The following is a 20986-nucleotide window of genomic DNA, read 5'->3' as shown; positions in this document are numbered from 1 at the left end:
ACCCACCGCTTACGGGACATACCGATCCCACTCGTAGGGCACCACCGCGAAAAACGGTGCGGCAAACAAGGGTTCGATGCCCGGCTCGGCCCAGCGCGACGCCAGCACCGGTCGCAGCCGTTCCGCGGTGGCGACCGGGTCGGCATCGAGAAAGCAATACGTGATCGACTGATCCCCTTGCGCACTGGCCAGAGTGGCGTCGACCTCGCGCGACAATGCGGACCAGACACCGGCGACGCCCTCGACTTCGACCAGCGCGTCGACCGCCGCCGATCCTCGCTCGACCAAGACAAACGCGCCTCGCACCGGCAGCCAGGGAAGCACATCGGATCCGACCTTGACGCGCGGCGCGGCCGCTCGATTCAGGACCTCGTACACGCCGCGCTCCACCGGTGGCAGCAACGAAAGTTTGCGCCCGGCATTTCCGAGCGCCGTTGACAGCTCGTTGAAATCGCGGAGTCCGCCCGGGCTGGTGAAGAAGTAGGTCATCACGTGGTCGACCGCATCCAACGGCCCGCCGCCGATCGCACGCGCGGCGCGGCAGGCCGGTGTGGACACCAGCCGCAATGAGGCGCGCACCGCGGCCAGCCGGTGTTGCTCGGGACGGTGGTCAAGGGTGTGCCAGCGCAGGTACTCGGCGTCTGTTCCGTCGGGATGACGAGTCGCCATCGAGACGAACAGCGTGGTGATCTCTCCACGCCCGGTGGCGAGGATCTCCTCGACCTCGTCGGATGGCGTGCCGGGAAGCTGCATCGCGTACGTCCTTAGGCCTTCGTCGAATCATGCTGGGGCAGATTAATTTCCGGGTGCCGGGCCGCGACCATGCGCCGGAAGCCGTCGCGCCAGGGCACCTTCGTGCGGCCGAGCACCTCGTGCATGTGGGTGACATCCGGCCATAGCGGGGTGTGTGCCTGGGCCGTGTATTCGAAGATCGGCTCGACACCGACCAGTTCACCCATGAAGGTGCAGTAGTCCTCGACGCTGACCGTCTCGCTGCCGGCCCAGTTCACCACGACGGCCGGCACCGCGGCGACTTCCATGGCGCGGATGCCGAGATCGACGTAGTCGTCTTCGTAGATCGGGTTGTAGTTGTTCGGCTTGTCCGGATGCAGCCGAATTGGCTTGCCCGCCAGCATCGCATCGAGACGATCGGCTGGGGCGCCGCCTTGGGGCCCGTACGTCGAACAGATCCGGATGATGGTCAGCGGAATCCGATATTGCCTGGCGATCCACGTGCACACCGCCTCGGCCGCAACCTTGGACATGCTGTAGTTCGCCCGCAGCGGCACTCCCGGCGGATCGGATTCGGTCAGCGGCCGTTTCCCCTGGTAGGCGTAGATCGAGCCGGTGGAGCAGAAGACGAAACCCTTGGCGGCGCGGCAGTGGTGAAGCAATTCGCCGGACTTCTGCGCGTTCGTTTCGACGCAGCGATTCCAATCACCCGCGCCGGGGTCCACGGCCGCGTGGAAGACGTAGCTGAAATCGTCAGGGAGATCGGAGAAGTCGCCGGCGCTGATGTCCAACGCGATGGGCAAGATGCTGGCGCCGACGAGCTTTTCCCGGTCGGCGGGATCCTTCAGGCGAGCGGCGCCCCAGACCTCGTTTCCCGCTGCGGCGAGGGCTCGCGCGATGGGGAATGCGATCTTGCCCGTCGCCCCGGTGATCAGGATCTTTTCCGCGTTGAGCACCAAGACCTCCCAATGTGAAGTACTTGATATGTTGTTGGGGAGCATAACGCCCGGCCAATCGGACATGGCACGGGTGGTGTCAACGAAATAAGCTGGAACGGATCAGGTCGGGATGGCCAACGGGAGGCCCACCATGAGGTGTTTAGTTCGTCGGCTGACCGCCGCCTTCTCGGTCGTATTCGCGACGATGGCGGTCGAGATGATCGCGACGCCGGGGGTGGCGATCGCGAAGCCGGGTATCGGCGGGGCGCAGTGCCAGGCCACCAACATGTCGTGGAATGAGGCGACCGGCGAGTGTAAACCGCCACCGACGGCGCCGGCGTGGTACGTGGCCCCGCCTGCCTATGCGCCGTCGTTCGCCGGGCAGGACGTCCCGCCCCCACCGCTACGGCCATCGTGGTCACCGAACGCCCCGATGTGGCATGTCGGGTTTCACCAATGGGGTGCCTTTTTCAACGGCGTCTGGGTGCCGTACTGACGGCTGGCGGTCGTCGCCCGGCCCCTGCCAACGCCGTCTGGATCGCGCCTGCCTAGGTGATAACGTAATTCTCCAATTTGCATAATGGCCCTACCGGGCCGGCCGTGCGACCCCGGAGGTGACGTGTCAGCAGCACCGGGCCGCCCATTGCCCCAGGTCACGCCGGAAAACGGGTTTTTCTGGGCCTCGGGCGCCGACGGCAAGCTACGGCTGCAGGAATGTAAATCCTGCGAATCCCTGATCCATCCGCCGGCGCCGGTGTGCCGCTATTGCCGCTCGCGGGATATCGGGGTGCGCGCGCTCTCCGGCAAGGCGACACTCGCCGGATTCACCATCAACGAGCGGTTCAGTTTGCCCGGGCTGGTGGCGCCTTACGTGATCGCTCAGGTGGCGATCGCAGAAGACCCCCGCGTGCGATTGACCACCAACATCGTGGAGTGCGATCCCGACGGGCTCGAACTCGGCCAACAGGTCGAAGTCGTCTTCGAACAGGTCGAGGACGTGTGGTTTCCGCTGTTCCGGCCGGTACCGGACGCCGAGCCCGGTGAGCTGCCGATCGACGAGATCGCGCCGGAGCGCTTCGGCGAACACATCCGGCCGATGCTCACTGCGGAGAAGTTCGAAGACAAGGTGGCGCTGACCGGGATCGGCATGTCACCGATCGGTCGGCGGCTGATGGCACTGCCGCTGGCCCTGACGGTGCAGGCCTGCGAAGCCGCGATCGCCGACGCCGGCCTGACGTACGCCGACATCGACGGCCTGTCCACCTACCCCGGCGCGATCAATGTCGGCGGATTCGGGGAGGGCGGCACCACCGCTCTCGAGGGCGCGCTCGGTATTCGGCCGACCTGGCACAACGGCGCCATGGAGACGTTCGGCCCGGGCGGCTCGGTAATGCTCGCGGTCGCCTGCGGGCTGGCCCGCCACGTGCTCTGCTTCCGGACACTGTGGGAAGCCACCAACGGCGAGCTGATGAAGCAGGGCAAGATCATTCCGTCGATGGGCCGGATGTCGGGCTGGCAGATGCCATTTGGCGCCACCTCGGCGGCACACACCCTGGCGATGAACGCACAGCGCCACTTTCAGCGCTACGGCACCACCAAAGAGACTCTGGGCTGGATCGCGTTGAACCAGCGCGCCAACGCCGAACTCAACCCGACGGCCATTTACCGGACGCCGATGACGATGGACGACTACCTGAACGCGCGGCCCATTACCACGCCGTTCGGTCTGTACGACTGCGACGTGCCCTGCGACGGCGCGATAGCCGTGATCGTCTCCGCCGCCGACGCCGCGCGCGACCTTGCCAAGCCGCCGGTGCTGGTGGAGGCGGTCGGCACGCAGATCGTGGAGCGGCTCGACTGGGACCAGAGCACATTGACCCACGAGCCGCAGGTGCTGGGCCAGGCCGCGCACGTGTGGACCCGCACCGCGCTGCGGCCCACCGACGTCGACGTCGCCGAGTTGTACGACGGGTTTTCCTTCAACTGCCTGTCCTGGATCGAGGCGCTGGGCTTCTGCGGAGTCGGTGAGGCCAAGGAATTCCTGGACGGCGGCAAGAACATTGCGCGCGACGGTCAGTTGCCGCTCAACACCCACGGCGGCCAGCTCTCCCACGGCCGCACCCACGGCATGGGCCTGCTGCACGAGGCCATCACCCAGCTGCGCGGCGAGGCGGGCGACCGCCAGGTCACCGGCGCTCGGGTCGGCGTGGTCAGCAGCGGCGGCCTCACGCCCAGCGGCGTCCTGTTGCTGCGGGCCCCGGAATGAGGCGAGCATGAGTGCCGCTCCCCGTCCCCGGCTCGTGATCGTCGACGGGGTACCGATGTCGGCGTTGGTCGCCGAAGCCGAGGCTCCGAAGGCCGTGATTGTCGCGATTCACGGGGGCGGCACCACCGCAATGTATTTCGACTGCCCGGGTCACCCGTCGTACTCCATGACGCGGACCGGCGCGGCGGCCGGATTCACCGTGGTGGCCCTGGATCGACCCGGCTACGGCAGCTCGGCGCCCTATCCCGAGGCGATGGTCTCCGGCGAGCAGCGCGTCAACCTCGCGTACGGGGCGATCGACCGCATCCTCGGCGAAAGGCCGCGCGGCGCGGGCATATTCGTGTGGGGCCATTCCGGCGGCTGCGAACTGACGATGCGGATGGCCGCCGACGAGCGCGGTGCCGACCTGCTCGGCATCGAACTGGCCGGCACCGGGCGCCACTATCACCCCGCGGCCAAGGAAATACTCAAAACGGCGACCCGCGAAAGCCGCCCGCCGGGTATGCGCGGCCTGCTGTGGAGCCCGGAGGAGCTGTACCCGCCCGAAGTCCTTGGCGGCGCGACGGTTTCCCCGTCAGCTCCCTCCTACGAGGACCAGATGGTGTCGGACTGGGCCCGCAAAACCTTCCCCGAACTCGCGCCCGGCGTACGCGTCCCGGTGCACTTCAGCATCGCCGAGCACGAAAAGGTTTGGCAGGCCGACGATGCCGCGGTGACCGAGATCAAGACCCTGTTCTCTGGGGCCCCGAGGTTCGTCGTGCACCGGCAGCCGGACGCCGGGCACAACATCAGCCTCGGCCACACCGCCGCGGAGTATCACGCGCAGGTCCTCTCATTCGTCGACGAATGCGTCGCCGCTGCGCCGAGCGTGAAACCAACTTCACCCTCGCACTCCAACGTGAAACCAACTTCACGCTCGGCACAGGCTGACGAAGAGGCTGCCGGATGAGAGTCGGATTCATCGGCCTGGGCAGTCAGGGCGCACCCATGGCCCGGCGAATCATCGAGGGCGGCTTCGGAACCACGCTGTGGGCGCGCCGGCCCGCAGCGGTGCAGCCATTCGCCGACACCCCGGCCGAAATCGCTTCGTCACCAGCCGAACTCGCGGCGGCCAGCGATCTGGTCTGCCTCTGCGTGGTCGGCGAGGCCGATATCGAGGAGATCGCGAACGGGGAGCACGGGCTGCTCGCCGGCCTCAAGCCGGACAGCGTGATCGCGGTGCACAGCACGGTGCACCCCGACACCTGCAAAGCGCTGGCGGAAAGTGCTAGTAGCAAAGGCGTTTCGGTTATCGACGCCCCGGTCAGCGGCGGCGGTCCAGCGGCCGCTGAGGGTCATCTGATGGTGATGGTCGGTGGTGACACCGAGACCGTCGAGCGCTGCCGTCCCGTCTTCGAAACCTACGGCGATCCCGTGGTTCACCTCGGCGAATTGGGCACCGGACAAACCACCAAACTGCTCAACAACCTGCTGTTCACCGCCAACCTCGGAACCGCGGCAACCGCCCTTACGCTGGCGCAGTCCCTCGGCGTCGCGCCGGAGCGCCTCGTCGAGGTCGTCTCACGCGGTAGCGGAAACAGCTTTGCGCTCAGTGCTATTGGCGGGTCCGGCGGCCTGGATCGGCTGGCCGGCCTGGCGGGCACACTGCTGCAGAAGGACGTCCGGCTGATCGTCGACCTCGCCGAGGCGGCCGCCGCCCGCGGCGGCGCCGTCCTCGATGCCGCCGACGCCGCGCTGGCAATGATGGATCACCCGAGGTGAGAGTCGGGTTCGTCGGCGCCGGGCGGATGGGCCGCCCGATGGTCGCGCGTCTCGCGGCCGCCGGCCACGACGTCCGGGTGCTGGTTCGCGATCCCGACGATCACACCAAGCGCCGCGATCTCGAGCAGCTGGGCGCAACCGTGGTTAACGAGGTGGCTGACGCCGCCGCGCAGGCCGACGCGGTAGTGGTCTGCGTGTTCACCGACGAACAGGTGCGCGAAGTCTGCCTGGACAGTGTCCTGCTGTCCACCATGCCGTCCGGCTCGACGCTGGTCGTGCACACCACGAGCAGCCCGAAAACGATCGAGGCCATCGCCGCCCGGTCCGGTGCTGTCGATGTCGTCGATGCGCCGGTCAGCGGCGGCCCGCACAACATCGCGGCGGGCGAACTCACCGTGTTCGTAGGCGGCGCGGACGACATTGTGGCCCGGCTGCAACCGCTATTGGCCTGCTACGGCGATCCGGTGCTGCATGTCGGGCCGCGCGGCGCCGGTCAGACGGTGAAACTTGTCAACAACGCGCTGTTCGCCGGACACATCGGGCTGCTCGCGGAATCGATCCGGCTGGGCGAGCGTCTGGGCGTCCCGGAATCCACGCTGCTGGGCGCATTGGCGCACGGCAGCGCCACCAGCCGGGTCCGCGACATTGTGGCGGCACACGGTTCCCTCGCGGGGTTCGTCGAGGTGGCCGGGGAATTCGTCGGCAAGGACGTCGCGGTCGTCCGCAGCATCGCCGAAGAGCTCGGCATCAGCCTCGGCGCCCTGGACGACATCATCGGAGTCCTCGATGTCAGCGGAAAGGTCTGACATGACGCCACTTCGGTTCTTTCCGGTTCGCCTTGAAACCGCTACCGTTAGCGTTACAGTCAGGCATTCAATCGTAACGGTTCCAGCCCGCCCCAACCCTCGCCGCTGAGGAGCAAGTCAGTGACCAAGCCGAAGCTCATCTTCGACCCGTACTCCGAGGACTACTACAACAACCCGTTCGACATATATCGGCGGATGCGCGAGGACGCGCCGCTGTACTACGACGAGAAGGAAGACTTCTACGCGCTGACCCGCCATGAAGACGTGGCGGCGGCATTCAAAGACTTCGAGACGTATTCCTCGGCGCGCGGCTGCGACCTGGCGATGGTGCGCAGGGGCATCTCCCCCGAGCAGAAGTCGATCATCTTCATGGACCCGCCGGAACACCGCCATATGCGCAGCCTGCTCAACAAGGCGTTCACGCCGCGGGCCATTCAATCGCAGCTGGAAACGATCCACGAGGTGATCGACAAGTACCTGGGCGCCCTGGACCCCGACCACTTCGATGTGGTGCAGGACTTCTCCGGACCGTTCCCAGTGGAGGTCATCACCCGGATGGCCGGGGTGCCAGAGGAATACCGCCAGCAGGTGCGCCACTGGATCGACACCAGCCTGCATCACGAGCCCGGACAGATCGAGGTCAGGGAAGCCGGCATGCAGGCCAACATCGACACGGCGATGTACTACTTCGGCCTGATCCAGGAGCGGCGCGCGGACCCGCAGGACGACATGATCAGCAGGCTGATCGCGGCCGAGATCCCCGGTGAGGACGGTCAGACCCGCCAACTCGACGACATCGAAATCACCGGCTTCGCGACCCTTTTGGGCGGGGCGGGCGCCGAGACCGTCACCAAGCTGCTCGGCAACGCGGCCGTCATCTTCGCGCGTCACCCCGACCAATGGCAGAAGCTGCAGGACGACCGCGACAAGATTCCCGGCGCGGTGGAAGAGCTACTGCGCTACGAGGGACCAGTGCAATACAACGTCCGCTACACCGTCAAGGAAGCACACGTCAGCGGCGGTGTGATTCCGCCGTTCAAGCCGGTGTTCCTCTGCGGCGCCGCGGCCAACCGCGACCCGGAAGCTTTTACCGACGCGGACACCTTCGACATCGAGCGCGACCAGACCGAGGCGCAGCACCTCGGCCTCGGGTACGGAATTCACAGCTGCCTAGGCGCGGCGCTGGCCCGGCTGGAAAGCAGGATCGCGCTGGAGCGATTGGTCGACTTCATGCCGCGCTACGAGGTGGACTGGTCGGGGTGCAAACGGGTGAACATGCAAAACGTCGCGGGCTGGAAGAGCGTGCCCGTCAAAGTGCTTCGATAAGGGGGCCGCGATGACGAGGAAAATCGAAGTCGATTGGGGACTCTGCGAGAGCAACGGCGTCTGCATGGGCATCAATCCGGAGATCTTCGAGCTCGGCGACGACGACATGCTGACTGTCCACACCGAAGAAGTCACCCCGGAGAACGAGGCGGACGTGCGCGAGGCCGTCCGTCAATGCCCAAGGCAGGCAATCGCGATCGTTGGAGATTAGCGGTCAGAACCCCGAGAGGATGACCGCGTTGCAGTCCGCGGCTGCTTGGCGCAATTTCGCCGCCTTCTGGTAGCCCTCGGATTCGTACCACGCGCGCGCGGCGTCGACGGACTCGAATTCCAGCACCACGGTCTGGTCGCCGTGCCAGTCGCCCTCGATGACTTTGGGCTCGGTGTCCACAGCGAGGATGGTGGCACCGCTCATCGCCGAACCGGCGGCCTTGCCGTAAGCCTTCATGCCCTCCGGATCTTTGATCGCTTCGGTCAGGATCACATAACCTTTTGGCACTCGAATCTCCCTCCTCGCCTGTGTATTTCGTTACAGCTCGCTGATGGCCTGCTCAGGACAGCACTCGATGGCCTCCTGCGTGGCGGCTTCCAATTCCGTTGGGACATCGGTATCTATCGCTTCGGCGTAACCGTCGTCGGTCAAGCTGAACACGTCGGAGCACAGCGTGAGACACATGCCGTGACCGCGACACCGCTGGTCGTCTACCCAGACCTTCATGCCAGCGTGAACTCCAAGTGCAATTCGGTCAGGCCTCGCAGTATGTACGTCGGAACATATTGGTAACGACGATCATTCGCCGGGCCATGCACATCTTCGTTGATCCGGATGTCGGTCGTGCGGTCCAGCAGCCGCTCGATGGCCACCCGGGTTTCGGCGCGCGCCAGCGGCGCGCCGGGGCAGCTGTGGATACCGCGGCCGAACGAGATGTGCTGACGGGCGTTTTTGCGTTCCGGGTCGAAGGTGGTGGGGTCGTCGAACCGGCGTGGATCACGGTTGGCCGCCGCCTGCACGATCATCACGGTGGTGCCGGCCGGCAGGTCGACGCCCCCGACGCTGACCGGCTTACGGTTCATCCGGAAGTCCCCCTTGACCGGGCTCTCGTGGCGAAGCGACTCTTCGATGAAGTTCGGGAGCAGGCTGCGGTCCTTGCGTAACTGCGCCTGAATATCGGGGCGCTCGCCGAGCGTTTGCAACGCGGCGCCGAGCAGCCGCACGGTGGTCTCCTGGCCCGCCGAGAAGACGTTGGCCGCGACGCGGGCGACGTCTGCGACGTCCGGTGTGGAGCCGTCGGGGAAGGTAGCGGTCGCCAGGCCGGTGAGCACGTCGTCGCGGGGCCGGGCGCGACGGTCGGCGACATAGTCGGAGAACAGGCCGTACAGGAATTCCAGCGGACTGTGTGACAGCGACTCCTTACCGGTGCCGCCGATGCCGCCGCCCGCATGCTCGGCAATGCCCTTGACGAACTTGTCGCGATCTTCCATGGGCACGCCCAGCAGGTCGGCGATGACCAGCAGGGTGAACGGGCCGGAGAAGCCCTTGATCCATTCGCCGTGCCCGGGCGCCAGGAAGTCGTCGAGCGCCTGGTCGGCGAGCGCCCACATCGCGTCCTCGTTCTCCTTGAGGCGCTTGGGGGTGATCAGCCGCATCAGCAGCGAGCGGTGGTTGGTGTGGGTCGGCGGGTCAAGCGTGGGCAGCTGGTCGCTGAACGGCAGCTCGTCGCGATGCTCTTCGATCAGGTCGGTGATGTCGTCACCAACGAGTGGCACCGGGAAGCCGGGAAACGGGCCGGTCACCGAGATGCAGGACGACCAGGTCTCAGCGTCGTTCAAGACCGCGCAGGCCTCTTCCCAGCCGGTGACCATGGTGACCCCGTGATGGTCTTCCCGGGCCACCGGGCACTGCTCCCGCAGCGACTCGTAGTAGGGATACGGGTCCGCGATGAGCTCTTTGCCGCGGAAAAAGTCCATCTTGGAGAAGTCGTTCGTCATCTTGCTCCGTTCGAATCTCAGCAGTGAGAATGATCCTCTCAGAGATGAGTATTAGATTTCCACACGGCGTGATCGTCGTCAACGACGGGTGCAGCCGTTCGGTATGGGGCTGGGTGGTGACGTGTCGGCCGCAGGCCGCGCGATTTAGCTGGCCGGGACCAGATCGGCGGCCACCGACGGGCATGCCAACAGGCCGCTTCGGAAGTTTTCGGTCTGACCGATCGAGTACTCCGGGATGGCCGCGGCGGCCAGCGCCTTGCCCTTGAACATCTGCGCGGCCATGCTCAGCCGGTGCTGGACCAGGCCGACGCTGCCGTCTAGCTCCGCGGGCCAGGTGTTCCCCCACAGCGTCACCTCGGTGACGCCCGCGTCGAGGGCCTGCAAGACGCCCTGGCGCACCCGCGAGTCGCAGCCCACCAGATCCGCCGCGGCCGCCAGGGCCTGCGGACGGGGACGATCCTTGACCGACACGATGGCGTCTTCGAGGTCGAGGGTGCGGGCTCCAATGATCTGCAGTGGTCGGACATCCGGGTGGTCGGCCAGGTCGGTGAGCAGGACGGTGACGTCCCAGCCGGCCATCGACCGGTCGAACAGCCACCCTCCGGCGAACCGCACCACGTCGACCACGCTGGAGGCGACGACGTCGAGTCGGTACCTCATGTCGTGCTCAGCGGCTTGTGGGGCGGCGTGAAGTCCCGCGCCAGCGTCTCGGCGTACTGCTTGAACACCTCGGTCAGCGGTATCGAAGGATCGAGCAACCATGTGGTTTCCATTCCGTGGACGAAGGCGAGTATCTCCACTGCCTTGATGGTGGGGTCTATGTCCGAGCGATAGCGGCCATCGGCCTGACCGTTGCGGATGAGCTTGGCGACGATGTCGACCGCTTGCCGGTGCCGGTCGAGCATGCGGTCGTGCAGCGGGGCGTCGGGAAGGATGTTCTCGACGAGCAGCACCGTGAACGTGCCGACCAATTCGGGCGCCCGGTGGAACCGATCGGCGACCGCAGAGATCTGGGCCATCAGGTCGCCGGCACGGTCGGCATGGGAATCGTCGTCTTGATCGCGGGCGTCCAGGACCGCGTGCAGCAGCTGTTCCTTGGACTCGAAGTGGTGCAGCAGCCCCGCGGGGGTGACGCCGGCCTCGCCGGCGATCTGAGCCAGTGTGGTGTTGCGCCAGCCGTTGCGCGTGAGGAGCCGTTGCGCGACCGCGAGGATCCGCTGCTTGCGGTCCTCACCTTTGGCGAGAAGCGTGTCATAACGCCGTGCGTCGGGCACCGGACTCCTTTGACCGATTGGCGGGCTAAACCAACCTAGTGAATACACAGTAGGTAGGTTTGCGCGCTGTGACAAGGGTCTCAGGCGGACTCTTAAAAAGCTCTTCGCCCGGTGTTACGCGACCAATTCGACCAGGGTGGCGTTGGCGGTGCCACCGCCTTCGCACATCGTCTGCAGCCCGTAGCGAATGCCGTTATCGCGCATGTGGTGGGCCAGTCGCGTCATCAGCACCGCACCGGAGGCGCCGAGCGGGTGCCCCAGCGCGATCGCGCCGCCCAGCGGATTGACCAAGCCCGGGTCCGCACCAGTCTCGGCAATCCATGCCATCGGAACCGGTGCAAAGGCCTCGTTCACCTCGAAGGCGCCCACTTCGGCGAGCGAGACGCCCGCCTTGCGCAGCACCTTTTCGGTCGCCGGAATGGGGCCGGTCAGCATCAGCACCGGATCCGCCCCGGTGACCGCGCCGGCCCGGTACCGCACGATCGGGGTCAGCCCCAGCTCGATCGCCATTTCCGAGGTCGTCACCAGCAGCGCTGCCGCGCCGTCGGAGATCTGCGAGGAGTTGCCCGCGTGGATGACGCCGTCTTCGGCGAACGCGGGCTTGAGCGCGCCCAGCTTCTCCACCGGGCTCCCCCGCCGCACGCCCTCGTCGGCGGTGACGACGGCTTCGTCGTCGGTGAAGACGGGGATCATCTGGTCGGTGAAGGCGCCACTGTCCTGGGCCGCGGCGGCCCGTTCGTGGGATTGGACGGAGAATTCGTCAAGCTGGCTGCGGGATAAGCCCCACTTCTTGGCGATCATCTCCGCCGACAGGCCCTGGTTGAAGGAGAAGTCGTCGTAGCGGGCCAGCACCTTCGGCCCGTAGGGCATGCCGCTCGCCCGGGCGGAACCGAGCGGAACGCGGCTCATCACCTCGACGCCGCCGGCGACCACGACGTCTTGCTGCCCCGACATCACCGCCTGCACCGCGAAGTCGAGGGCCTGCTGGCTGGAACCGCAGGCCCGGTTGACCGTGGTCCCGGGAATGCTCTCGGGCCAGCCGGCGGCCAGCACCGCGTAACGCCCGATGTTGCTCGACTGATCGCCGACCTGCGACACGCAGCCCCAGATCACGTCGTCGACGATCTCGGGCCCCACACCGGCGCGTTCCAGCACCTCGTTGAGCACGATCGCGGACAGGTCCGCGGCGTGCATGCCCGACAGCCCGCCATTGCGTTTTCCGACCGGCGTACGCACCGCCTCGACGATGACCGTCTCCCGCATATCCCTACTCCGAATCCTCGTCAGATTTTGATAGCGCCCACCGGCCAGTAAACGACGGCTCCCGTCGCTCGCTGAAGGCGGCATAGGCGGCGGCCGCGTCCGCTGTCGCAAAGTTACCGATCTGGGCCCGCGCCTCGTTGGCCAGCGCGTCGCGCAGGGTGCGGTCGGCACCTTCGTTCAGCAGCGCCTTGGTCTGGGCCAGCGCGACGGGTGGACCAGCCGCGAGCCGGTCGGCCAGATCCTTGACGAAGGCGTCGATCTCCGCGGCGGGCACCACCCAGGTGACCAGGTTCAGTGCCAATGCCTCCGCGGCGTCGATGGTATCGGCCAGCAGCGCAAGTCGCTTAGCCTGTTGCAGGCCAACAAGTTTCGGCAACAGCCAGGAACCGCCGAGATCGATCGACAGACCGCGTTTGGAAAAGATCTGGGAGAACGTCGATTCCGGCGTCGCGACCACCAGGTCGCAGCCCAGCGCCAGGTTCCATCCAGCGCCGACCGCGACGCCCGTCACCTTGGCCACCGTCGGGATCGGAAGTTCGTGCAACGCCAGTGCCACATCGGTCAGCCGGGCCAACTTGTATTTCGGATGAATGTCGTCCGGAATCCCAATGTCGGCGCCGGAGCAGAAAGCCCCGCCCGCACCGGTGATCACCAGCGCCCGCACGCTGCGGTCGCGACCGGCATCGTACAGCGCGTCGCGCAACGCGATCCACAGCGCCGGACTGATGGCGTTTTTGCGCCGCGGCCGATTGAGGGTCAGCGTGCGTACCCCGTCGCTGTCATCGGACAGCAGCACGGGGTCTTCGGGCGTGGTCAATAGCTCCTCGGCAGTTTCAGGACGTTGGATCCCAGGAAGTTCAGAATCATCTCCTGGCTGACCGGCGCGATCTTCATCAGCCGGGCCTCACGGAAGTAACGCGTGATGTGGTACTCCTCCGCGTAGCCCATGCCGCCATGAGTTTGCAATGCCCGGTCCGCGGCGGTGAAGCCGGCATCGGCACACAGGTACTTGGCGGTATTCGCCTCGCGGCCACAGGGTTTGCCGTTGTCGTAGAGCCAGGTGGCTTTACGCAACATCAGCTCCGCGGCGTCGAGTCGGGCCAACGAATCCGCGAGGGGGAACTGCAGGCCCTGGTTCATGCCGATCGGCCGGCCGAAGACCTCGCGCTCGTTGCCGTACTTCACCGCTTTTTCCAGCGCCACCCGGCCGATACCGAGCGCCTCGGCCGCGATCAGCATCCGTTCGGGATTCAGGCCGTCGAGGATGTACTGAAATCCCTTGCCCTCCTCACCAACTCGGTCCTCAACCGGCACTTCTAGATTGTCGATGAACAACTCGTTGGAGCTGACGGCATTACGGCCCATCTTGCGGATCGGGCGGACATCGACCCGGCTGCGATCGAGGTCGGTGAGGAACAGCGTCATTCCGTCGGTCTTCTTGGTGACCTCGTCGTAACTCTTGGTGCGGGTGAGCAGCAGGATCTTGTCGGACTCCATCGCCTTGGAGATCCACACCTTGCGGCCATTGACGATGTAGCGGTCTCCGTCGCGCTTGGCGAATGTGGTGATCCGCGAAGTATCAAGCCCGGCACCGGGTTCGGTGACTCCGAAGCAGATGTGCACCTCACCGTTGGCGACCGTGGGCAAGGTACGCGCCTTGAGTTCGTCGGAGCCGTGCACCACGACCGGCTGCATCCCGAAGATCGACAGGTGAATCGCACTGGCCGCGTTCATCGCACCGCCGGCCTTGGCGACCTCCTCGAGCAGCAGTGTCGCTTCGGTGATTCCGAGGCCATGCCCGCCGTACTCGGTGGGAATGGTCATACCGAGCCAGCCGCCCTGAGCGATGGCGTCATAGAACTCGGTCGGAAACTCGTGCGCCAGGTCCTTTTCCATCCAGTACTGGTCGTCGAACTTTCGTGCCAGCTCGGCGACCGACCTGCGGATCAGCTCCTGGTCATCGGTCAGCTCAAAATTCATTCCATCGCCGGGCACTGCCAGATCTCCTTAAGTCAGTTAACGCACCGGCGCGCAAAGCGTTGCGGTGGTGCCTCAGTCCTTGTTGCCGGTAAGGGCTTTCGCGTTGGCCGCGAAATCCGCGAAGGACGAGCCGCCTCGGCTGTCCTTGTCGTGGCCCGCCGCCTTGATGGACACGTCGTGGCCCTCGGCGGCCTTGCGCAGCGCGCCGACGGTGGCCTGCTCGCGCGAGATGTGGCTGAACGGGTCGAACGAGTACCAGCGCATGGCGTTCTCGTAGGTCATCTTGTTGATCTCGTCGTCCGGAACGTTGTTCAGCGACAACACTTCCCACAGCTCTTCCGGCGCGCCCGGCCACATCGAGTCGCTGTGCGGGTAGTCGGCCTCCCAGCAGATGTTGTCGATGCCGATCATGTTGCGCAGCGCCACACCGACCTTGTCGCTGATGAAGCAGGTCAGGAAGTGGTCGCGGAAGACCTCGCTGGGCAGCTTCCCCTTGAAGTCCTGGTGCGTCCAGGTGGAGTGCATCTCGTAGGTGCGGTCGGCGCGCTCCAGGAAGTAGGGGATCCAGCCGGTTCCGCCTTCGGACAGCGCGACCTTGAGGTCCGGGTACTCCTTGATCGGCCGCGACCACAGCAGGTCCGCGGCGGCCTGCACGATGTTCATCGGCTGCAGCGTGATCATCACGTCCATCGGCGCGTCCGGCGCGGTGATCGCCAGCCGGCCCGAGGATCCGATGTGCACGTTCATCACGGTGTCGGTGTCGCACAAGGCTTTCCACAGTGGCGCCCAGTACTCGTCGTGGAAGCTCGGGTAGCCCATCGCGGCGGGGTTCTCGGTGAAGGTCAGCGCGTGCACGCCCTTCTTGGAAACCCGCCGCACCTCGGCGGCACACGCCTCGGCATCCCAGATCACCGGAATCGCCATCGGGATGAAGCGCGCGGGGTAAGCGCCGCACCATTCGTCGATGTGCCAGTCGTTGTAGGCCTGCACCAGCGCGACCGAGAAATCGTGGTCGTCGGTGGCGAACAGTCGCCCGGCGAAGCCCGGGAACGACGGGAAGCAGATCGAGGCCAGGATGCCGCCGGCGTTCATGTCCTTGACCCGCTCGTCGACGTTGTAGCAACCCGGCCGGATCTCGTCGAGCCCCGTCGGCTCGATGCCGTACTCCTCCTTCGGCCGGCCGGCGACCGCGTTCAGGGCCACGTTCGGAATGACGGTGTCGCGGAACTTCCACATGTCCGAGCCGTCGTCGTTGTGCACCAGCCGAGGCGCGTCGTCCTGGTACTTCTTCGGCAGGTTGTTCTTGAACATGTCGGGTGGTTCGACAGTGTGGTCGTCGACGCTGATCAGGATCATGTCTTCTTTGTTCATGAGCTTCCCTCTCCATCGGGTCCACTTGCAGTCTGCACCCAGGGCGTTGGCTGTCGTCTCGCCCCGCTACCTCTGAAAACTATCTTCTCGCCATTTGAGAATCAACATCCACAGAGCCGCCCGGGCAAAACCGGACACTGTTCCGGTATACCCCATCTTGGCGCGGATCGCGCTCTCACGTGCAACTACGCGATCACGAAAATGCCAGCACTGGGCATCCGACCCGAGGAGAAACCAAAAATTTGTTACATCGTGGGTAGGTGAGCTCACCCGGACAGTCGGCCGACAGGCGCCAAGCGGCGCGCGAGTCGGCCAGGCTGCGGATCATTACCCGCTGGCATTGACCAGCCGAGCGAATCGTGCAAGTCTGTTGGTTGTAAATGAGAATCTGATTCTCTTTCGCCGAGAGGACACCGTCGATGCGCTTGGAGCCGCTGCCGGCTGACCAGTGGGACGAGGCTACCCAGCAGGCACTCTCGGCAATGCGTGGCGCGGACACCAACAATGCGCTGTCCACTCTCGCCCACCACCCCGCGCTGGCCAAGGCGTTTCTCCGGTTCAACGTCCACCTATTGATGACGTCCACGCTGCCGCCACGCATCCGCGAGCTGGCCATTCTGCGGGTGGCGCATCGCCGCGAATGCGCCTACGAGTGGTCGCACCACGTCAGCATGGCCAAGGACGAGGGAATCACCGACGACCAGATCGCCGCAGTCCAGCGAGGCGAGGCAGCGGACGCATTCGACCGCGCGGTGATCACCGCGGTCGACGAACTCGACGAGAAATCCGAGATGTCCGACCAGACCTGGGCAGCACTCGGCGAGCGCCTCAACGACCAGCAGCGCATGGACTTCGTCTTCACGGTCGGTTGCTACACCCTGCTGGCCATGGCGTTCAACACTTTCGGCATTCAGCTCGAGCACGCCGAACAGCACTGACAAGAGGAGCAAGAACGTTGCCGCACTTCCCGAAGCCAGCCGCCGGCAGCTGGACAGAAAATTACCCCGAGTTGGGGACCGCGCCGGTTGACTACACCGACTCGATCGATCCGGCATTCTTCGAAGCCGAACGTGAGGCGGTCTTCAAGAAGACCTGGCTCAACGTCGGCCGGGTCGAGCGACTCCCCCGCACCGGCAGCTACTTCACCAGAGAGCTGCCGTCGGCCGGCAAGGGCACATCGGTAATCATCACCAAGACTAAGGACGGATCAGTCAAGGCGTATCACAACGTCTGCCGGCACCGCGGAAACAAGTTGGTGTGGAACGACTTTCCCAACGAGGAGACTTCCGGTACCTGCCGGCAGTTCACCTGTAAGTACCACGCATGGCGCTACAGCCTCGACGGTGACCTGACCTTCGTCCAGCAGGAAGAAGAGTTCTTCAACCTCGACAGGGGCAACTTCGGCCTGGCATCCGTCCGGTGCGAGGTGTGGGAAGGCTTCATCTTCATCAACTTCGACGACAACGCGGCACCGTTGATCGACTACCTCGGGCCGTTGGCCAAGAGCATCGAGGGCTACCCGTTCGGAGAGATGACGGAGACCTACTCCTACCGGGCCGAGGTTGGCAGCAACTGGAAATTGTTCATCGACGCCTTCGTCGAGTTCTACCACGCGCCGATCCTGCACCAGGGGCAGTACACCAAGGAAGAAGCCGCCAAGATCCAGAAGTTCGGCTATGAAGCGCTGCACTACGAGGTGGCCGGCCCGCACAACCTGCAGTCGACCTGGGGTGGTCAGGCACCACCGCCGGACATGTCCATGGTCAAGCCGTTGGACCAGGTGTTGCGCAGCGGGCTGTTCGGCCCGTGGGACAAGCCGGAGATCATCCAGAAGCTGGAACTGCCACCGGGCGTCAACGTGAAGCGGGTACCGCAGTGGGGCATCGACTCGTGGCTGTTCTACCCGAACTTCATGCTGCTGATCTGGGAGCCGGGCTGGTACTTGACCTACCACTACTGGCCGACCGCGGTGGACAAACACATCTTCGAGTCGTCGCTGTATTTCGTCCCACCGCGCAATGCGCGGGAACGCCTGGCGCAGGAACTGGCCGCGGTGACGTTCAAGGAGTACGCGCTGCAGGACGCCAATACGCTGGAAGCGACCCAGACCATGATCGGCACCCGGGCCGTCAAAGAGTTCCTGCTGTGCGACCAGGAAATCTTGATCCGTCATCTGCACAAGACGACCGGTGACTACGTGAAGGAGTACCAGCGCAATGTCGCTACCGTCTGAGTTCGCGGCTCTGCAGCCCCATTTGGATTGGGATCTGGCCACCGAGCCCGAGCGCTACGCCAAGCGGCTGGCCTCGACGATGCCCGAGATGCAGGCTTTCTACGACGTCGCGTTTCCGCTGCTGCCCGAGGTCATCGAGTACTGCGACAAATACTCGCTAGACGACTTGCCGGACGACGCCAAGACCTTGATGCACATCATGCAATCGTTAGTCATGGTGTCGTTCCCGATCGAAGCATGGAAGCAGCCGCGGGTCCCCGACAGCGGCGCGGCATGGGTCGAGGTGCTCCGGGAGCCGGTGATCTAAGCGGTGCTGACGCTCAAGGCCGCCGGGCTGCTCGACGTCGACTCCGGTGAGATCATTCGGCCCGGCAACGTGGCGATCGAGGAAGACCGGATCGTCGGCGTCGGCGCAGATCCCGAAGGCGAGATCATCGATCTCGGCGACGCGATCCTGCTGCCCGGCTTGATGGACATGGAGGTCAACCTCCTGATGGGCGGGCGCGGCGAGACGCCCGGGCTGTCCCAGGTGCAGGACGACCCCCCGACGCGGGTGCTGCGCGCGGTCGGCAATGCCAGACGCACGCTGCACGCCGGTTTCACCACCGTGCGCAATCTGGGCCTATTCGTGAAGACCGGCGGCTACCTGCTCGACGTCGCCCTGGGCAAGGCGATCGACGCGGGGTGGATCGAGGGGCCGCGGGTGGTCCCGGCCGGCCACGCGATCACGCCCACCGGCGGGCACCTGGATCCGACGATGTTCGCCGCGTTCATGCCGGGCGCACTCGAGCTCACAGTCGAAGAGGGCATCGCCAACGGAATCGATGAGATCCGCAAAGCCGTGCGATACCAGATCAAGCACGGCGCCCAATTGATCAAGGTGTGCGTTTCCGGCGGCGTGATGTCCTTAACCGGCGAGGCTGGCGCACAACACTATTCAGACGAGGAACTGCGCGCAATCGTCGACGAGGCGCACCGTCGCGGCCTACGCGTCGCGGCGCACACGCACGGAGCGGAAGCGGTCAAGCACGCGGTCGCGTGCGGGATCGACTGCATCGAACACGGCTTCCTGATGGACGACGAGGCCATCCAGATGCTGGTCGATAACGACCGCTTCCTGGTGACCACCCGCAGGCTCGCCGAGGCGATGGATGTGTCCCGCGCTCCGAAGGAGTTGCAGGACAAGGCCGCCGAGATGTTCCCCAAGGCGAAGACCTCGATCAAGGCCGCCTATGAAGCCGGCGTGAAGATCGCCGTCGGCACGGACGCGCCGGCGATCCCGCATGGCCGCAACGCGGACGAACTCGTCACCCTGGTCGATTGGGGCATGCCGCCGCTGGCGGTGCTGCGGGCGGCGACCATTACCGCGGCCGAACTGATCAACTCGACCGACCGGGGGCGGCTCGCGGCCGGTCAGCTCGCCGATATTATCGCGGTACCGGGAAACCCATTGGAAGACATCACCGTTACCCGCAACGTCAGCTTCGTGATGAAAGGCGGCAAGGTCTATGTCAACTCCTCAGCCGAGTAGAACTGACGATCTGGTCGAGATCCAGCAGCTGCTCGCCCGCTACGCCGTCACCATCACCCAGGAAGACATCGACGGGCTCATCGGCGTGTTCACACCCGACGGAACCTACAGCGCCTTCGGCTCCACCTACCGCCTGGACAGGTTTCCGGAGCTGGTGGCCGCCGCACCAAAAGGCTTATTCCTCACCGGGACTGCCTTGGTCGACAACATTGACGGCGATTCGGCGAGCGGCACTCAGCCGTTGTGCTTCATCGACGGCTCCACGCATGACATGCGGATCGGCTACTACCGCGACACCTACTCGCGGACCGCGGACGGATGGCGATTGAAAACTCGCGCCATGACGTTCATTCGCCGCAGCGGCGTGCACGACTCCGGGCGTCCGCACGCCATCGGCCGCCCCACGCCGTGAACGTCGAGGAGTTCCGGTCGGGTCTGCGTAAGTGGCTCGACGAGAACGACTTAACGCCAGGACCCGATCACTCGCTGCAGGGCCAGATGCAGCAGTTCCTGCGGGTCAGCCGGGCGCTGTACGACACCGATTGGATGCGCTACGGGTGGCCTGTCCAGGTTGGCGGCTTGGGCGGCCCCGCGCTACTGCGCGCGATCGTCGGCGAAGAAGTGGTGGGCCGGCGACTGGCCGAGCCCGGCCCGTATTCCATGCTCGAGGTGCTCACACCCACGATGATCGATTACGCCCCCGCAGAACTCGCCGCGGAGATGGTCCCGCGGCTGCTGCGCGGCGAGGAGCAATGGTGCCAAGGCTTTTCCGAACCGGGGTCGGGCAGCGACCTCGCGTCGCTGAGCACTCGTGCCACCCAGCAGGGCGATGACTGGATAGTCAACGGGCAGAAGGCCTGGACCAGCTTCGCCCAGTTCTGCACCCGCTGTATCTTGCTCACTCGCACCGGACCCGGCCACGACGGAATTACCGCGTTCTTCGTAGACCTCGACACCCCAGGCATCACCGTCCGCCCGCTGCGCACGATGCACGGCGTCGACGAGTTCTGCGAGGTGTACTACGACGATGTGGTGATCCCCGGGAGCCGGATGCTTGGCCAGCCGGGCGACGGCTGGCGGCTCGCGATGGACCTGCTCCCCTTCGAACGCTCCACCTGTTTTTGGCAGCGGATCGCCTATCTCTACTCCCGGTTCGATGCGCTCATCGCGGAGGTTTCCGGTGGAAGCCGGCACGGCGGCCACGACGAATACGAGCTTGGCGCAGCGTATCTCGCTCTGCACACGCTGCGCTGTCGGTCCCGCGCTACGCAGTATCGGCTGCGCGACGGAGCACGCCTGGGCCCCGATACCTCGATCGACAAGGTGCTGCTGGCCTCGGCCGAACAGCGGTTGTACGACACCGTCCGCGACCTGCTGCCCGGCGACCTCGAACTTGACGACACACCCTGGCGCTCGGAGTACCTGTACTCGCGCGCGTCGACCATTTATGGTGGCACCGCCGAGATTCAGCGCAACATCATCGCCCGCCGGCTTCTCGATCTCGGGAAGGAGTGAT

Annotated in this window: 24 protein-coding genes; 13 read left to right on the top strand and 11 right to left on the bottom strand. The window is 65.4% G+C overall.

The genetic code is table 11. From position 1 onward, the window contains the following. Nucleotides 1-9: 9 nt before the first annotated feature. The gene (locus DB708_RS22955) at nt 10-753 is read right to left on the bottom strand and encodes a hypothetical protein (RefSeq protein ID WP_108925778.1); all 744 of its coding nucleotides are present in this window, start codon (nt 751-753) and stop codon (nt 10-12) included. 11 nt (nt 754-764) lie between these two features. Beyond that, nucleotides 765-1688, bottom strand: a complete 924-nt coding sequence (locus tag DB708_RS22950; protein WP_108925864.1) for an NAD-dependent epimerase/dehydratase family protein — start codon at nt 1686-1688, stop codon at nt 765-767. A gap of 133 nt (nt 1689-1821) precedes the next feature. On the opposite strand from DB708_RS22950, the gene DB708_RS22945 reads away from it, so the two are divergent. The 7 genes from DB708_RS22945 (at nt 1822) to DB708_RS22915 (ending at nt 8040) form a co-directional block, all read left to right on the top strand. Continuing rightward, a complete protein-coding gene (locus tag DB708_RS22945) occupies nt 1822-2166 on the top strand; it encodes a hypothetical protein (RefSeq protein ID WP_108925777.1) in 345 nt (114 codons plus the stop codon). A gap of 123 nt (nt 2167-2289) precedes the next feature. Beyond that, complete coding sequence (locus DB708_RS22940) at nt 2290-3936, top strand: thiolase C-terminal domain-containing protein (protein ID WP_108925863.1); 1647 nt, start codon at nt 2290-2292, stop codon at nt 3934-3936. 7 nt (nt 3937-3943) lie between these two features. Beyond that, nucleotides 3944-4885 carry an alpha/beta hydrolase gene (locus DB708_RS22935; RefSeq protein ID WP_108925776.1) on the top strand — a complete coding sequence of 314 codons (942 nt, stop codon included), beginning with the start codon at nt 3944-3946 and terminating at the stop codon, nt 4883-4885. Then, nucleotides 4882-5697, top strand: coding sequence for an NAD(P)-dependent oxidoreductase (locus DB708_RS22930; RefSeq protein WP_108925775.1), 816 nt, complete (start codon nt 4882-4884; stop codon nt 5695-5697). The genes DB708_RS22935 and DB708_RS22930 overlap by 4 nt, the downstream gene beginning before the upstream one ends. Next, a complete protein-coding gene (locus DB708_RS22925) occupies nt 5694-6503 on the top strand; it encodes an NAD(P)-dependent oxidoreductase (protein ID WP_108925774.1) in 810 nt (269 codons plus the stop codon). Before DB708_RS22930 ends, DB708_RS22925 begins: the two co-directional genes overlap by 4 nt. 120 nt (nt 6504-6623) lie before the next feature. After that, nucleotides 6624-7829: a cytochrome P450 gene (locus DB708_RS22920; protein ID WP_108925773.1), complete on the top strand. Its 1206-nt coding sequence runs from the start codon at nt 6624-6626 to the stop codon at nt 7827-7829. A gap of 10 nt (nt 7830-7839) precedes the next feature. Next, complete coding sequence (locus DB708_RS22915) at nt 7840-8040, top strand: ferredoxin (protein WP_108925772.1); 201 nt, start codon at nt 7840-7842, stop codon at nt 8038-8040. Nucleotides 8041-8043: 3 nt separating this feature from the next. Here DB708_RS22915 and DB708_RS22910 read toward each other — a convergent pair whose 3' ends face one another. From DB708_RS22910 to DB708_RS22870, 9 genes are all read right to left on the bottom strand, one after another. Beyond that, a complete protein-coding gene (locus DB708_RS22910; protein WP_235616910.1) occupies nt 8044-8277 on the bottom strand; it encodes a DUF1330 domain-containing protein in 234 nt (77 codons plus the stop codon). An 81-nt stretch (nt 8278-8358) separates the two neighbouring features. Beyond that, nucleotides 8359-8547, bottom strand: a complete 189-nt coding sequence (locus tag DB708_RS22905; RefSeq protein WP_108925770.1) for a ferredoxin — start codon at nt 8545-8547, stop codon at nt 8359-8361. Further along, complete coding sequence (locus DB708_RS22900; protein ID WP_108925769.1) at nt 8544-9818, bottom strand: cytochrome P450; 1275 nt, start codon at nt 9816-9818, stop codon at nt 8544-8546. The genes DB708_RS22905 and DB708_RS22900 overlap by 4 nt, the downstream gene beginning before the upstream one ends. Nucleotides 9819-9962: 144 nt before the next feature. Further along, nucleotides 9963-10478: a hypothetical protein gene (locus DB708_RS22895; RefSeq protein ID WP_108925768.1), complete on the bottom strand. Its 516-nt coding sequence runs from the start codon at nt 10476-10478 to the stop codon at nt 9963-9965. Beyond that, nucleotides 10475-11092 carry a TetR/AcrR family transcriptional regulator gene (locus DB708_RS22890; RefSeq protein WP_108925767.1) on the bottom strand — a complete coding sequence of 206 codons (618 nt, stop codon included), beginning with the start codon at nt 11090-11092 and terminating at the stop codon, nt 10475-10477. The genes DB708_RS22895 and DB708_RS22890 overlap by 4 nt, the downstream gene beginning before the upstream one ends. Nucleotides 11093-11206: 114 nt before the next feature. Continuing rightward, the gene (locus DB708_RS22885; RefSeq protein WP_108925766.1) at nt 11207-12355 is read right to left on the bottom strand and encodes a thiolase family protein; all 1149 of its coding nucleotides are present in this window, start codon (nt 12353-12355) and stop codon (nt 11207-11209) included. Nucleotides 12356-12359: 4 nt separating this feature from the next. Beyond that, on the bottom strand, nt 12360-13172 hold the full coding sequence (locus DB708_RS22880) for an enoyl-CoA hydratase/isomerase family protein (RefSeq protein ID WP_108925765.1): 813 nt from the start codon (nt 13170-13172) through the stop codon (nt 12360-12362). Beyond that, nucleotides 13169-14335, bottom strand: coding sequence for an acyl-CoA dehydrogenase family protein (locus DB708_RS22875; RefSeq protein ID WP_108925764.1), 1167 nt, complete (start codon nt 14333-14335; stop codon nt 13169-13171). Before DB708_RS22875 ends, DB708_RS22880 begins: the two co-directional genes overlap by 4 nt. A gap of 72 nt (nt 14336-14407) precedes the next feature. Then, nucleotides 14408-15706, bottom strand: a complete 1299-nt coding sequence (locus DB708_RS22870; RefSeq protein ID WP_108925763.1) for an amidohydrolase family protein — start codon at nt 15704-15706, stop codon at nt 14408-14410. Nucleotides 15707-16125: 419 nt separating this feature from the next. Here DB708_RS22870 and DB708_RS22865 point away from each other — a divergent pair, with 419 nt between their 5' ends. The 6 genes from DB708_RS22865 to DB708_RS22840 are packed head-to-tail and all read left to right on the top strand — an operon-like array spanning nt 16126 to nt 20985. Next, a complete protein-coding gene (locus tag DB708_RS22865; protein WP_108925762.1) occupies nt 16126-16644 on the top strand; it encodes a carboxymuconolactone decarboxylase family protein in 519 nt (172 codons plus the stop codon). A 17-nt stretch (nt 16645-16661) separates the two neighbouring features. Beyond that, nucleotides 16662-17939: an aromatic ring-hydroxylating oxygenase subunit alpha gene (locus DB708_RS22860; RefSeq protein WP_108925761.1), complete on the top strand. Its 1278-nt coding sequence runs from the start codon at nt 16662-16664 to the stop codon at nt 17937-17939. After that, nucleotides 17923-18246 (top strand): hypothetical protein, encoded by a 324-nt coding sequence (locus DB708_RS22855; protein ID WP_108925760.1) that lies wholly within the window; start codon nt 17923-17925, stop codon nt 18244-18246. The genes DB708_RS22860 and DB708_RS22855 overlap by 17 nt, the downstream gene beginning before the upstream one ends. Before the next feature lie 3 nt (nt 18247-18249). Next, nucleotides 18250-19470, top strand: a complete 1221-nt coding sequence (locus DB708_RS22850; protein WP_108925759.1) for a metal-dependent hydrolase family protein — start codon at nt 18250-18252, stop codon at nt 19468-19470. Continuing rightward, nucleotides 19448-19882 (top strand): nuclear transport factor 2 family protein, encoded by a 435-nt coding sequence (locus tag DB708_RS22845; RefSeq protein WP_108925758.1) that lies wholly within the window; start codon nt 19448-19450, stop codon nt 19880-19882. Before DB708_RS22850 ends, DB708_RS22845 begins: the two co-directional genes overlap by 23 nt. Next, the gene (locus DB708_RS22840) at nt 19879-20985 is read left to right on the top strand and encodes an acyl-CoA dehydrogenase family protein (RefSeq protein ID WP_108925757.1); all 1107 of its coding nucleotides are present in this window, start codon (nt 19879-19881) and stop codon (nt 20983-20985) included. Before DB708_RS22845 ends, DB708_RS22840 begins: the two co-directional genes overlap by 4 nt. The last annotated feature ends 1 nt before the right edge of the window (nt 20986 follow it).

The sequence above is a fragment of the Mycobacterium montefiorense genome (assembly GCF_003112775.1).
In the GTDB taxonomy this organism is placed as follows: Bacteria; Actinomycetota; Actinomycetes; order Mycobacteriales; family Mycobacteriaceae; genus Mycobacterium; species Mycobacterium montefiorense.
The sequence above is the reverse complement of the archived record's forward strand: the minus strand, read 5'-3'. Positions and strand labels throughout refer to the sequence as shown.